At 61.1% G+C, this 12,993-nt stretch carries 16 protein-coding genes; 6 read left to right on the plus strand and 10 right to left on the minus strand.

Features of this window, described 5'->3' with window-relative positions:
- Positions 1–15: 15 nt before the first annotated feature.
- Positions 16–246 (plus strand): CDGSH iron-sulfur domain-containing protein, encoded by a 231-nt coding sequence (locus VF629_RS11450; RefSeq protein WP_331058615.1) that lies wholly within the window; start codon positions 16–18, stop codon positions 244–246.
- A gap of 247 nt (positions 247–493) precedes the next feature.
- On the opposite strand, the gene VF629_RS11455 is transcribed toward VF629_RS11450, so the two are convergent.
- The 3 genes from VF629_RS11455 to VF629_RS11465 all read right to left on the minus strand — a co-directional run bounded on the left by VF629_RS11455 (position 494) and on the right by VF629_RS11465 (position 2,438).
- Positions 494–985 carry a GNAT family N-acetyltransferase gene (locus tag VF629_RS11455; RefSeq protein WP_331058616.1) on the minus strand — a complete coding sequence of 164 codons (492 nt, stop codon included), beginning with the start codon at positions 983–985 and terminating at the stop codon, positions 494–496.
- 42 nt (positions 986–1,027) lie between these two features.
- Complete coding sequence (locus tag VF629_RS11460; protein ID WP_331058617.1) at positions 1,028–2,062, minus strand: hypothetical protein; 1,035 nt, start codon at positions 2,060–2,062, stop codon at positions 1,028–1,030.
- Between the two features lie 121 nt (positions 2,063–2,183).
- Positions 2,184–2,438 (minus strand): acyl-CoA-binding protein, encoded by a 255-nt coding sequence (locus VF629_RS11465; protein WP_331058618.1) that lies wholly within the window; start codon positions 2,436–2,438, stop codon positions 2,184–2,186.
- Positions 2,439–2,567: 129 nt separating this feature from the next.
- On the opposite strand from VF629_RS11465, the gene VF629_RS11470 reads away from it, so the two are divergent.
- A complete protein-coding gene (locus tag VF629_RS11470; RefSeq protein WP_331058619.1) occupies positions 2,568–3,863 on the plus strand; it encodes a metal-dependent hydrolase family protein in 1,296 nt (431 codons plus the stop codon).
- A gap of 270 nt (positions 3,864–4,133) precedes the next feature.
- Positions 4,134–4,688: a CinA family protein gene (locus VF629_RS11475; RefSeq protein WP_331058620.1), complete on the plus strand. Its 555-nt coding sequence runs from the start codon at positions 4,134–4,136 to the stop codon at positions 4,686–4,688.
- A 153-nt stretch (positions 4,689–4,841) separates the two neighbouring features.
- Here VF629_RS11475 and VF629_RS11480 read toward each other — a convergent pair whose 3' ends face one another.
- The 3 genes from VF629_RS11480 to VF629_RS11490 form a co-directional block, all read right to left on the minus strand.
- Positions 4,842–5,225 carry a hypothetical protein gene (locus VF629_RS11480; RefSeq protein WP_331058621.1) on the minus strand — a complete coding sequence of 128 codons (384 nt, stop codon included), beginning with the start codon at positions 5,223–5,225 and terminating at the stop codon, positions 4,842–4,844.
- 2 nt (positions 5,226–5,227) lie between these two features.
- The gene (tssD, locus tag VF629_RS11485; RefSeq protein ID WP_331058630.1) at positions 5,228–6,445 is read right to left on the minus strand and encodes a type VI secretion system tube protein TssD; all 1,218 of its coding nucleotides are present in this window, start codon (positions 6,443–6,445) and stop codon (positions 5,228–5,230) included.
- Positions 6,446–6,506: 61 nt separating this feature from the next.
- Complete coding sequence (locus VF629_RS11490; protein WP_331058622.1) at positions 6,507–7,130, minus strand: hypothetical protein; 624 nt, start codon at positions 7,128–7,130, stop codon at positions 6,507–6,509.
- Between the two features lie 236 nt (positions 7,131–7,366).
- Here VF629_RS11490 and VF629_RS11495 point away from each other — a divergent pair, with 236 nt between their 5' ends.
- The 3 genes from VF629_RS11495 to VF629_RS11505 all read left to right on the plus strand — a co-directional run bounded on the left by VF629_RS11495 (position 7,367) and on the right by VF629_RS11505 (position 10,514).
- Positions 7,367–8,563: a zinc dependent phospholipase C family protein gene (locus VF629_RS11495; RefSeq protein WP_331058623.1), complete on the plus strand. Its 1,197-nt coding sequence runs from the start codon at positions 7,367–7,369 to the stop codon at positions 8,561–8,563.
- Between the two features lie 155 nt (positions 8,564–8,718).
- Positions 8,719–9,645, plus strand: a complete 927-nt coding sequence (locus VF629_RS11500) for a manganese catalase family protein (RefSeq protein ID WP_331058624.1) — start codon at positions 8,719–8,721, stop codon at positions 9,643–9,645.
- Between the two features lie 140 nt (positions 9,646–9,785).
- Complete coding sequence (locus tag VF629_RS11505) at positions 9,786–10,514, plus strand: peptidylprolyl isomerase (protein ID WP_331058625.1); 729 nt, start codon at positions 9,786–9,788, stop codon at positions 10,512–10,514.
- An 18-nt stretch (positions 10,515–10,532) separates the two neighbouring features.
- On the opposite strand, the gene VF629_RS11510 is transcribed toward VF629_RS11505, so the two are convergent.
- The 4 genes from VF629_RS11510 to VF629_RS11525 all read right to left on the minus strand — a co-directional run.
- Entirely contained in the window at positions 10,533–10,931 is a 399-nt protein-coding gene (locus VF629_RS11510) for a BLUF domain-containing protein (RefSeq protein WP_331058626.1), read from the minus strand.
- Positions 10,932–11,081: 150 nt separating this feature from the next.
- A complete protein-coding gene (locus tag VF629_RS11515) occupies positions 11,082–11,915 on the minus strand; it encodes a DNA/RNA non-specific endonuclease (protein WP_331058627.1) in 834 nt (277 codons plus the stop codon).
- 178 nt (positions 11,916–12,093) lie between these two features.
- Positions 12,094–12,264 carry a hypothetical protein gene (locus VF629_RS11520; RefSeq protein WP_331058628.1) on the minus strand — a complete coding sequence of 57 codons (171 nt, stop codon included), beginning with the start codon at positions 12,262–12,264 and terminating at the stop codon, positions 12,094–12,096.
- Positions 12,265–12,577: 313 nt separating this feature from the next.
- Positions 12,578–12,993 (minus strand): M13-type metalloendopeptidase (locus VF629_RS11525; protein ID WP_331058629.1); only part of this gene is annotated, 416 nt, incomplete at its 5' end.

The raw sequence follows: 12,993 nt of genomic DNA on the forward strand, positions 1-12,993 counted from the left end.
TTTTCAGCACTCATCATGGCCATCAAACTCACCGTACTTTCCAATGGCTCTCTCCGCGTGGAGGGAGAAGACATCGAACTAGTTGACGCGCAAGGCCAGCCCTACGGCTTGGGCGGCCGCCAGCGCATCAGCATTTGCCGCTGCGGCTTGTCAAAGCAGAAGCCCTTCTGCGACGGCTCGCACAAAGGCCATTTTGAGCACGACGCGACGGCGTTTGACCTGCCCGCGCCCAAGCCGGCCGTGTGAGCTAGGTTGCAGAGCAAAAAGCCCGCTGGCCAATTGGCCAGCGGGCTTTTTGCTCTTTTTGCTCTTTGCTCTTTCGGAGTTGCACTCCGAAAGCGGCTTGGCGCGGAATTGTACTCCGCATCGCGCGCATCGGGGACTGCAAGTCCCCAGGCACCGGCTTTCGGAGTGCAACTCCGAAAGAGCACACGAGCACAGGGACTCCGAAAGAGCACAGTTGCGACTAGTACGAAGCGAAACCGGCCGTTTTTTATGAGTAACGGTAGACTAGCTCGCCGTCGGGCAAGTAGACAGTTTTGCGGAAACCTAACTTTTCGAGCAGGTTGTTGGCCGGGACGTTTTGCTTGGTCGTGACGGCCAATATTTCAGTCAGCTGCATTTCGGTCAGTCCAAACTTGATGGCGAGTTTCATGGCTTCCCGCATCAGGCCCTGGCCCCGAAAGGCCGGTTTGAGCACGCAGCCAAGCTCCCCGGTGCCGTTCTCAAAGCCCCGGTAGTAGCCCACAGTGCCGGCTACTTCGGCAGTGGCTGCGCTGACAATGGCCCAGTGTATGGAAGTGCCGCGCTGGTAGTCAGCGTTTATTTTCTCCTGCATTTCGGCCGCTTCCGTCAAGTTTTGGGCGGGGCGCGCGTCGTAGAAGGATATTTCGAACAGGCTATTGCTGTCGGCTGGCAACACTTGGCGTAGCGTGACAACGCCTGACGACAACACCGGAAAGCTTGGGTAGGGAGGCAGATTCATTACCTGGCGAACATGTTATTTGGAGCGGGCCGCCCCTACCCCTCACGCCGCCTTGCCACTCGCTCCGAGCATGAGCCACAGGTTCTGACGCACCAGGTCGCCCATGGAGTCGCATTTGTCGAAAGCCGCGGTTTTGTGGTAGCGGTTGAGCTCGTCTTTGAGCTGGGCTACTTTTTCGGGGGGAGCTAGGTCGTGGCGGCGCATCACGTCGAGAAGGTCGCGGAGGCGGTAGCGCTCGGCGCGGGCGCGGCGGGCCATGAGGGCCCGTTCTTCGGTTTGGTATTGGCGCAGGGTTTCGGGCTTGAGCAAGCGGGCGCACATGGCCACCACGGCGGCGTTGTCCTTGAAAAACTGCGGCAGGTACATCACCCGGCGGCCTTCGTAACTCTGCTGGTCGAAGTCGATGGCTCGCACGCGGTACTGCTCGTCCTCGAAGTCAGGCGTCACGTCGATAACGTAGTTGTAGGCGCGCATGTCGCCGAGCAGTCGCACAAAGCAGCGCTCATTAAACTTCACAAATTCCTTGGCAATGCGCACTTGGTTGAGGTGCGGCTGGCTGAGGCGCAGCCGGATGAAGTCATCGCCGGGAATGCCGGCAATGTGCTCCTCAATGAGCGTGTCTTCGTGCACCAGAAAGTTCATCGAATTGGGCGAGAGCAGGTGCTCCAGTTCCAGGCCGTAGAGGCGCGAAGCGTCGGCCTGCTTCACGTAGAAGTAGTCGTAGTTGTCGTTGAACTGGTTGACGATGCGCACCCGAAACGGCTTGGAATTGCCAAACTCGCAGTAGTCGATGCGGTCGGCCACCAGGTGCTCGGTGAAGGACAAATCGCCGGCCGTTTTCAGCAGCGCGTACACTTCAGTGAGGCCCTGGCTCAGTTCGCGCAGGGCCTGGGGCTCGAAGAAAACGGTTTGCCACAGGGTGTCGCGCCCGGTGCGGTCGAGCAGCGGGAAGGAGCTGCTGAAGTGCCGCAGGTCGTCGTACTTCACGGGCAGCGGAGCTTCGCGGTCGTACTCGCGCAGGTACTCGCGCAGCTCTGGCGTGATGGGATACGGCGGCTTTTTGCGCGAGATGTCCATGTTAGTTAGGGCAAGAGGGTATGGGGGTAGGAGGGCAAGAGGTAGAACGTGTAGCGCAACGTTTGATGTACCACGCCTCTGACTCTCGCCCTCTTACCCCCATGCCCTCTTGCCCTGTTCGTTACCCCGCGAGCTGGTTCACCAGCTCCACGTACTGCTGGCGGGCGGCGTCCTTGCTGGTGCCGCGCAGGCCGGTCCAGGCGTCGTATTTGGCAATGGCTTTAAAATCGAAGCCGCCGGGGCGGTCGCCGGAGATGTCGCCTTCGGTGGCTTGCTTGTAGAGGGCGTAGAGTTGGAGCAGCACCATGTTCGACGGCTTGCTGGGCAGTTGCTGGGCACGCTGGCTGGCGGCTTCAAATTCTTCTTGCGTAGTCATGCGGTGAAATGGTGAGGTGGTGAGTGGTGAGGTGGTGAGTGGTGAGGTGGTGAGCGCTGAAGTCCGCTAACGCAAATTGCGCCGGCAGAACATCAAACTCGCCATTTCACCACTTCACCACCTCACTATATGACCCGCAAATCTATTCACGGACTGGCTACGGCCGCGCTGCTGCTCACCGCCCCCCCGGCTTTTGGCCAAAAAACCTACCTGCACTGCGGCAAGCTGCTGGACGGGCGCAGTGGCAAGCTGCTGAGCCAGCAAACGATTGTGGTAGAAAAAGACCGGATTACGGCCGTGCAAGCCGGCTACACCACGGGCGGCGCGCAGGACAAAGTCATCAACCTGGAAAACCGCACCGTGCTCCCGGGCCTCATCGACTGCCACGTGCACGTGCTTTCGCACCCCGGCAAGGGCAGCAGCATGAACCAGTTCACGATGAACCCCGCCGACTACGCCTACCGGGCCATGGGCGACGCCCTGCTCACGCTGCGCGCCGGCTTCACCACGGTGCGCGACATGGGCGGCGAAGACGGCGTGAACATCTCGCTGCGCAACGCCATCAACAAGGGCCAGGTGACGGGGCCGCGCATCTTCACGGCCGGCGGGGCCATTTCCGCCACGGGCGGGCACATGGACGAGGCCGACGGCCTGAGCCGCCACCTGATGGAGCAATACGGCCAACCCGAGACCATTGCCAACGGCCCCGACCAGTGCCGCCAGGCCGTGCGCGAGCAATTCAAGCGCGGCGCCGACGTCATTAAGATTGCCAGCACCGGCGGCGTGCTCGACCTGAGCAAGGACGGCAGCGGCCCGCAGTATTCGGAAGAGGAAATCCGGGCCGTGGTGGAAACCGCCCGCGACCTGGGCCTGAAAGTGGCCTGCCACGCCCACGGCGCCGAAGGCATCAAGCGGGCGGTGCGGGCCGGCGTGGCCAGCATCGAGCACGGCACCATCATGGACGACGAGTGCCGCAAGCTGATGAAGCAAAAAGGCACCTGGTACGTGCCCACCATCATTGCCGGCAAGTCGGTGGCCGACTCAGCGCGCATCACCGGCTACTTCCCCGCGGCCATCATCCCCAAGGCCCTCACCATCGGGCCGATGATTCAGGCGAACTGCGGACGGGCCTACAAGGCGGGCGTTAAAATTGCGTTTGGCACCGACGCGGGCGTGTACCGGCACGGCGTCAATGCCCTGGAATTTGGCTACATGACCGCGGCGGGCATGCCACCCATTGAAGCCATCCGGGCCGCTACGGTGAACGCGGCCGAGCTGCTGGGCGAAACGCAGAACCTGGGCACCCTCGAAGCCGGCAAGCTCGCCGACATCATTGCCTTAGACGGCGACCCGCTGCAAGACATTGCGGCCCTGATGCGGCCCACCTTTGTAATGAAAGCCGGCGTGGCCTACCGGCAGGAATAGTTGTATGAGGGTGTGGGGTTTAGAGGAGGGTACGGGGTGAAGTGTTGTCATCCTGAGCGCAGCGAAGGACCTTATCACGTTCGCGCCTATTAGCATCACTGCTAGTTGTTCTGATTTAATAAGGTCCTTCGCTGTGCTCAGGATGACAACACTTCACCCCGTACCCTTCTCTCTCCCTTCCTACCCTCTTACCCTAAAAACTAAGCTCCGCCGCAACCATGGCCCATACGCGCGGCGTATGCTACCGCCCAGCCTTGCTGGATTTTGCCTATGAAAACGCCCGATTTAAGCGCCTTGGTGCAGCAGTTCCTGGAACACAAGCTGACCTTGGCCCTCGCCGAGAGCTGCACCTGCGGCCTGGTGGCAGCCCAGTTGGCCCCAGCCACGGGCTCCAGCGAAGTGCTGCTGGGCTCCGTGGTGACCTACCACATGGAAGCCAAGCAGAAGCTGCTGGGGGTGAAAAAAGAAACCCTGGCCACGTATTCGGCCGAAAGCCAGCAAACCACCAACGAAATGGCCCAAGGCCTGCACCGCCACTTGCCCGCCGCCGACGTGTGCGTGGCCGTGACCGGCCTGTGCGGCCCCGGCGCTTCGGAAACCCCCAACAAGCCGGTGGGCACGGTGTTCGTCACCATTTTACTGGAAGGCCGGGCCCACGAATACCGCACCCAGTTCGACGGCAACGGCGACAAGCTGCGCGAACAGGCGGCCCAGTTCATCTACCAACAGCTGAGCGAACTGCTGAACCGGCGCAAAGAAGTGTCGGGGGCGGTGCAGCCGGGCACCAAGCAGGTGTCGCAACTGTCGGCCGCGCACAAAAGCTAGCGGACCGCCGCGCGGCATACGTAGGCCCCGGCGCTGATACTGCCCACACCATACCGGAATACGACGCCGGGATTGTAGAAGACATACGTGTAACCGCTGTTATGCGGTATTGCGTCCTCATGATGTCGTTGTTGGCATCTTTGCTAGTAATCCTTATTTTACGGATTTAAAAGGGGGATGCCCTGTTTCTTTATACCTCAGTTCTGAAGGTTTGCGGAATCTCATGCTGATTTTGAGTTCGAACACGCAGGCACTAGCGCTGCTTTCTGCAGGCACAACGTCAATCCACAAAGGGTAAGAAGAGTTTGGCCCGGAAAGCAGCGTTACGACATCGTTTATTTCGTAAAACTTACCCTTGACGTTTTCATCTGTCAGCAAGGTTAAGCGCATGAAATCATCAGTAGAATTGTACTTAGCGTCGGGCTCTTTTACGGGAGTTATAATAAATTTACAATCCTGGACGGCTGATTTTTCTTCCGCTATTTCAATTAACGTAGCTAACAGATTCTGGTGGAATTGTTCAGGAGAGAGCTGCATGGTTATTTAATTATTTTTGAAGAAACGACTTTTACACCTGTTATCATACCGCTCGCATTTGTGCTTATGCTGTGACTCACAATTGTCGCTCCCTTCACTTTAACCCCTGCATTTTCTAAAAGTCGGGGGTAATTAGCAGTTTCGGCAACACTCGGCTGATAGTGCCCAGATAAATTGTCTATTTGTCTTATTTGGCCTTGGCCATTTAATCGTAATTGCCCAGCAGCTTGCACTGGTTGACCACTTCCAAGCAGATGGTGCTTATTACCAATAATCAACTTCCCTTCATCGTCAATAACAAAGTCAAATTGTTTCCTGCCGTTGACGCCTTTAATGTTGCCGTCAATAATTTCGTACGGAATGATTTTTCCGTCAGCAGGCATTGCTTCATTAGGAAACTTGTTGGGTATCTTTTGGATTGGTGCTGCAAGCTGCCTTAAGTCGCTTAGTTTTTGAATGCGAATCCCCTTTACTTTGGCTAGCAGGGCAATCAATTCGGCTTCCTCCTCAGGGGCCAGCGTGCCAGCCGCGTGCTGCGCCACCAAATAGCGCAGGCGCGCCTCGTCGCGGTTCACTGGCGGCAAACCCGGCGCCTGGGCCGGTGTGGTGCTGCCCAATATCAAGGCCAGTATCAGCGCTATCGGCACTAGTGCCGAAGTCACAGCAGCCTCGACCACAACTTCCGCCACTGCTTCCGCCACTGCTTCCGCCACTGCTTCAGCCACCGGCGCGGGCGTCAGCAGGGGCACCACGAACGGGTCCACGAACCCTTGTTGTGGCGTGCCGTGGTTGCGCGCGGTCGGGCTCGTGTATGCGGCCGGCCCGCCGGGCTGAATTGTCAGCTGCGGGGTCGCAACGGTCAGATGGCACACGTAGGCCCCGGCCTCGGCGCTGCCGCTCTCGAACGTTTCCCGGTAACCCACGCACTCGCCCGCCTCCCAGGCCAGCGTTTCGCGAGCCGCCCCGCCCCGGGTTGCGTAAAAGACGACGCACCCGGCCAGCGGCCGACGCGGCGCGGCCGCCCAAGCCAGCAAGGCGTCGTCGTAGGGCACATCCAGGGCCAAGTGCACCAGGCCGTGGCGCACCTTGGCGCTCACCCGCCCTCGCTCGCTGGTGGCTTGGGTGAATTCGTAGGTGCAGTGCCGCGCGGGGTAGTGCTGGCCGGCCAGCTGCAATTCAGCATAGAAAGACGCCGTAGGTTCTGGAGAGGGTAGACAGATAGATGCCTTTCAAAGCTACGCCGCAGTCGTTGTGTCGAATAGGAACCATTTTGTTCCGCCTCTAGGGCTTTTCTTCCCCGGCCGCCTCGCGATACAGCGTGGTGACGCGGAAGAGGCCTGTTTTGCGGTCCACGTCGGTCAGGCTTTGGCCGAGGCGCAGCTGGCCCAGGGCGGCTACAAAGGCGGGGTTGCTGGCCTCATACATGTCGCGCAGGTAGCGCACGGTGAGCGGGAAAACCAAGCCCGTAAGCCCCCGGCTGAAGAAGTAGCGGGTAGCCCCGATGGTGCGGCCCCCACCCGGCCCGGCAGCCACTGCCGCGTCACCCGCCGCTTTTGCGGGTGTGGTGTTGCTGGAATACACGCAAAGGGTGTCGGCAAATTCAAGCCGGTACTCCTCGCCCCGGTGCAGCCGAAAGGTGCGGCCCTTGCCCGATGTGTAGCCCCACACGCTGTCCGGGGCCACGCGCTGCTTCACGGTTTTGGTGCCGCGCGGCACTTCCACCACCAGCTGCCCGCGCTTGTCGGGGTAAAAAGCGTCGGTGCCAGCCGGCTGCGGCTTGCGCAGGCGGTAGGCGGCGGCGGTGCGGTAGGCGCCCGGTGGGGCAATGGTCACTGCCTGCGCCGCGGCAGGCCCCGCCGTGGCCAGCAGCATCGAAAATCCAACCCAGTAGCCGCGTGTATTCATTACGCGAAAGTAGCGCGCCAGGGCGTTCGCGCCTCACTCGTGCGGAGTTGGCGGTGGGAAGTGGCTTTCGCGAGCGACATTCACCGGAGCCATTTGCAGCGTGGTTTTGGGTGATGGGCCGGCGGGGCATTGCGCGCGCTTCGGGCCCGGCCCAGGGCAGGAGCTAACGAATGTGGCGGCCATTGCCGAACTTTGGGCAAGCTACTATTTACGGTCTGGCCATTTTTTTATTTTTTATGAAAAAAACCCTCTTGCCGCTGCTGCTTGCGGCCCTCATGCTTGCCCACGGCACCGCTGGCGCCTGGGGTTTCTTTGGCCACCGCACCATCACGCAGGTGGCGGTGTATGAGCTGCCGGCCTCCATGCAAGCGTTCTACTACCGGCACATGGCCGAGCTGGTGCGCTTGAGCACCGCGCCCGATGAGCGCCGCAACGACGACCCCACCGAGGCCCCGAAGCACTTCATCGACATCGACCACTACTCCGAAAACGACCCCTTCGGCAAGATGCCCCGCGTGTACGACAAAGCGGTGGAGAAATTCTCGGCCGACACGCTGAAGAAGTACGGCACCGTGCCCTGGGTGGTGCTCGAAGTGAAGGACAACCTCACCGAGGCCTTCCGGCAGCGCGACACGCTGAACATCATCAAGTATTCGGCCGAGCTGAGCCACTACGTGGGCGACGCCTTCGTGCCGCTGCACACCACCATCAACTACGACGGCCAACTCACCGACCAGAAGGGCCTGCACAGCCTGTGGGAAAGCCAGCTGCCCGAGCGCTTCATCAACGACTACAAGCTGGAAGGCGAGCAGGCCAAATACGTGAAAGACCCGCTGGCGGCCATTTGGGGCGTGTTGCAGGAAAGCTACGGCTTCGTGGGCGAAACCTTCGACCGCGCCACCAAGATTGAAAAAACCATGAAGCCCGACGTGCGCTTCACGTTTACACACCGCGCCGGCAAAACCTCGCGCCGCTACTCCGACGCCTTTGCCGACGCTTACGAGAAAGCGGTGGGCGGCATGGTGAGCTACCGCCTGAAGGGCGCCCCGATGATGGTATCCTCGCTGTGGCTCACGGCGTGGCAAGACGGCGGCAAGCCCGACCTCGACGGCCTGATGACGCCCAACAAACCCACCAAAGACGAGAAGGTCAAGCTCAGCACGGAGCTCACGGCCTGGAAGAAAAACACCCTGAGCCAGGACCAGTTGCTGCTGGCCCAGCAGAAGGCCAAAAAGGTGGAAGTGGTCGACGAAATCAAGTCGGCCAAGGACATGGCCCTGCCGCCCGACGAAGCCGAAGCCCCGCCCGCGGCGCCCGCCCCGGACCCCGCCCCCGTTCCGGCCGCCGAGCCCGCCATCGACAAGCTCAAGGTGAAGAGCAAAGGCAAGGACGGTAGCGAAAAAATTAAGCAGAAGGGCGGCGCGCCCAAGTAGGCAAGCACTGTGGAGGTTGGGTCGGAAAGATTCAACAACAACGGTTCAGCCAATAAAATTGGTTATGGCCGAGGATAAAAAGCTGCCGTAGTAAGGCCGGGCCCGCATGTGCGAGCCCGGCCTTTTCCTTTCCACCTTCCTTTCCTTCACCGCCTATGATACTGCGACTAGACGAGCTGGCCCTCGACCTCCCAAAACCCAAAAACCCCTCCGCCAACGACGCCTCCGCCGTGCAAGAGCTGCTGGGCGGCAAGTTCGGCGAGATGAGCACGCTGATGAACTACACGTTCCAGTCGTTCAACTTCCGGGGACGCGACCGGCTCCGGCCGTTCTACTCGCTCACGGCGGCCATTGCGGCCGAGGAGTATTCGCACATCGAAGCGGTGAGCTACGCCATCAACCTGCTGCTGACTGGCGTGAGCAAGCGCGGCACCGACCCCGTGCCCGGCCCGCTGGCCGGCGCCGCCGACGCCCGCATCTCCGACCACTTCATTGCCAGCGGCCAGGCCGCCCTGCCCATCGACGCCATGGGCCGGCCCTGGAGCGGCGACAACGTGTTCAGCTCCGGCAACCTGCGCCTCGATTTGCTGCACAACTTCTTTCTGGAGTGCGGCGCCCGCGCCAACAAAATGCGGGTGTACGAAATGGTGACCGACCCCTGCGCCCGCACCATGGTGGGCTACCTGCTGGTGCGCGGCGGCCTGCACGTGTACGCCTACGCCCTGGCCCTGGAAAAACTGACCGGCGTGGACGTGAAAAAGCTCATGCCCATCCCCACACTTAGCAACAACGCCTTCCCCGAAGCCAAGGCGTTCATGAAGCACGGCTTGCACCGCGAGCTGTACACCTTCTCGCCCAATGCCTACATGGAAGCCGGCGTGATTTGGAACGGCAAGCACCCCGAAGACGGCTCCGAGCTGGAGGTGATTCAGGGCGCCAAGAAGGGTGTGCCCTACCCCATTTTGGAAGAAGAGCCCCAGCTCAATTCGCCCGGCGAGGACAACTTCGACCCCGAGATGTTCTCCGACATTGCCAAGAAGCTGGGCCTGAGCAAGGACCTGAATTCGTACCGGCCCAAGTAGAGACGCAATATTTTGCGTCTCGTCGTTGAACAGCTTGCGTTGAACAACACCCGAACGGCGCGGCCGACGAGACGCAACATGTTGCGTCTCTACAACCAGCCCGGCTCCGCCAATGTGCGGGGCCGGGTTTATTTTGTGGCATGAACCGTTTCCTTTTCGCCGGACTGGCCCTGCTGGCCGCCTGCAACCAGACGCCTCCCCCCACGGCCGCCCCAGTCGTCCGCAAAGACGTGCCCGGCCCCGACATTGCCGCCCTCACCGACAGCACGGCGCCGGCCGCGCTGCTGGCCTACGGCAAGCAGTACCCCGGCTCGGAAGTGCTCATCAAGACGCGGCTGGGCAACATCCGGGTGAAGCTCTACGACGACACGCCCATTCACAGGGCCAACTTCCTGCTGCTGGCCCGCAAGGGCGTGTTCGACGAAACCATGTTCAACCGGGTGGTGAAGAACTTCGCCGTGCAGGGCGGCCAAACCTACAACGCCCGCACCATCCGGCTGAAGCGCTACCGGCTGCCGCCCGAAATCCGGGGCACGACGCATTACCACAAAAAAGGCGCCCTGGGCATGGCCCGCTACGACGATGAGCAGAACCCCGGCCGCCTGTCCTCCAACACCGACTTCTACTTGGTGGTGGGCGAAAAACTCACCCCCGACCAGTCGCAGGCCATGACCCGCCGCCAGCTCACCCCCGCCCAAACCAAGGTCTACGCCACCCAAGGCGGCGTGCCCGCCCTCGACGGGCTGTACACCGTATTTGGCGAAGTCGTCGAGGGCCAGGACGTGGTCGACAACATCTCCAACCAGCCGGTGGAGTCCGACAAGTGGCCCGTCGAAGACATTCCGCTCAAAGTGGAAGTCGTGAAGTAGCCCCCAGGGGCAGTTCTGTTAGGCCAAGGGCTCGGGCGTGCCGAAAGCCTCCAGCAGCGGCAGCAGCCCTTGGGCGTGGGGCTGCCCCGTGGCGGCCCGCCGCACAAAGTGCGTGAATTCCTCGATTTCCACGGTCCGGAACCGCATCGACCATTCGGCAAAGGCCCGGCTCTGTACCGGGCCGTCGGCCAGCTTCGTCACGCTGCGGTGGCGCACGTCGGCCTCAATGGTTTTGTAGAGCGGATGAATGGCGTCGTCGCGGCCTTCCAGCACCTGCAAGATGTTGCCCTCGCTGTAGAGCAGCACGCCCGTTACCCCCAGCGCCGCGTTGGTATCGCGCCAGTGGCCCAGCAGCCGCTGCAATTCATCTTCGGAAAGGTGTGCGCTCGCAACGCTGGTGTAAACGAGGTGGTGCATACGGGTTATCAGCGGGGATGCAGTTGGAAAAGCGACGAATACCGCCAATGCGGGTGTCAAAACTAAACCCTTAGCCCGACGCGAACAACCTCAACCGTAGCACTGGGCGCTGCCCTACTCATGCCCTGCATCGAAAAGGTACGGGATGCCTCAGCTTGTTGGGCCGTTATCGACTCGCGCTTCCACTGCCTGCTGCGCCGCCGCCGACACCGCCGACAGAACGTCGTAGCCCGTGGCGGCTTCGATGGCGTCCACGGTGGTGCGGTACGCCCCCCAGTTCGTGCTGAGACTGTTGTCATTGGGCACGTCGATGGCAATAACGCGCGTGCTGCTGCTGACGCGGGAAGCGTCGTTGTCCCCCTTCGGCAGGACGACGACCACCTTCCAGCAGCGGGCCGGCACCGTCACCCGGCCCTGGTCGAGGGTTTGGGCAAATCCGTTGCTGCCCGTGCCGCCGCGGCCGTAGCTGCCGCACACCACGTAGAGCTCGTTGCCCTGGCCGACCAGCTTGCGGCAGTACTCTTCCAGGTTGGCCCAGGTTTCCTGGTTGTTGCGCGGGGCCTGGGGCATCATGTTGCTCATCAAAAACGTGGCCGAGTTGTCGGCTACGGTCTTGGTGCGGTCGGCGCTGGGGCAGTTGTGGCCGCGGTCGAAGCCCGAGCCAACATAGCTGCTGGCGTTGGGTTTGTGCCAGGCCGCCGGCAGGTCGGGGTCGGCCCGGAAGTCGTCCTGCCGGGCGGCACTGCCGAGCCAGTCGGCGCTCAAGTGCCAGCTCACCCAGTTGGGCTTGCCCTGGTCGCGGTGGTAGCTCAGGGCGTACTGCGGCTTGCTCAGCAGGTAATTGGCGGGCTGGGCGGCGTCCGCCGTGGCCCCGCTGGGGTTGCCCAGGGCCAGGTGGTCCGGCAACGCCTGCGGGGCCACGGCGTCATCCTGGCAAGCGCTGGCGGTTAACGCTAGCGCCAGCAAGGCATAACGGACTGGCAAAGAAGATATGTGCATTGGTAAACCCACCTGTTCGGCAACCGTGAAACAGCACCACGGTAGGTGTCAAATTACTTTTTTGGCTGCTACTGGCTAGCGAACCCGTTTAACGTTATTGCGCCCAGCTCTTGGTAATGAACTACTCCGCATTCGCCGGCTTGGCCGTGTCAAGTGGGCAGCCCTAGCCGTGGGCAAAGCCGGCCATGCCGTTTACGCCCCAAAAGCCTGTTTTCTTTTGAAATTCTACGCCGTAAAGATAATGGGCCACGGAAGGCCGTTGCGCTAAGGGGCGGGTTTTGTAGCGCACTTCGCGCTGAGCAGCCGTGGGGTGTAGCGGCCGTGTCGAGGGCAATTCATGAAGGGTAGCGGCCTTGCCTAATCGTACCACAATACATGAAACGTTCTAGCAAGTTGGCTCCGCTCAGTCCGACGCCTTAGGCGTCTGACCGGTTGCCGCACATACAATACTGCGACGGCCGTGGACCGACAACCGGTCGGACGCCTAGGGCGTCGGACCGGCCAGCGACATCCTCCCCGAAGAGCCTCTTTTTAATAATCAGCGCTTTATCAAGCAAAAAGACCTGCCCCCAGAGGAGACAGGTCTTTCTTTATCAGGAATGGGAACAGCTTCCCGCTCTTGATTCAAATGAGCTTGTGCAAGAAGCTTACCAAATTTTGGCGCGGACAGCTGCTGGGCGCACCATTTTGTCGCCGTCCTTGCAGCTGAAGGCCTTGTGGAACTCCGGGAAGTTCTGCAACGGCCCAATGGTACGGTAGTGGCCCGGCGAGTGCGGGTCGGTCTGGAGCTGTTGGCGCTGGGCCTCCGGGCGCTGGTTTTCGCGCCAGATTTGGGCATAGCTCAGGAAGAAGCGTTGCTCGGGCGTGAAGCCGTCAATTACCTTGGCAGCCTTGGCCTGGGGGGTTTTCATGAAGGCCGCGTAGGCAATGGTGAGGCCACCAAGGTCGGCTAGGTTTTCGCCCATGGTCAGGTTGCCATTCACGTGTACCGAGTCGAGGGGCGTGAAGGCATCAAACTGCTTACCCACCACAGCCGCACGGGCCATAAACTTCTCGTTGTCTT

This window comes from Hymenobacter sp., from assembly GCF_036388155.1.
Taxonomy (GTDB): Bacteria; Bacteroidota; Bacteroidia; order Cytophagales; family Hymenobacteraceae; genus Hymenobacter.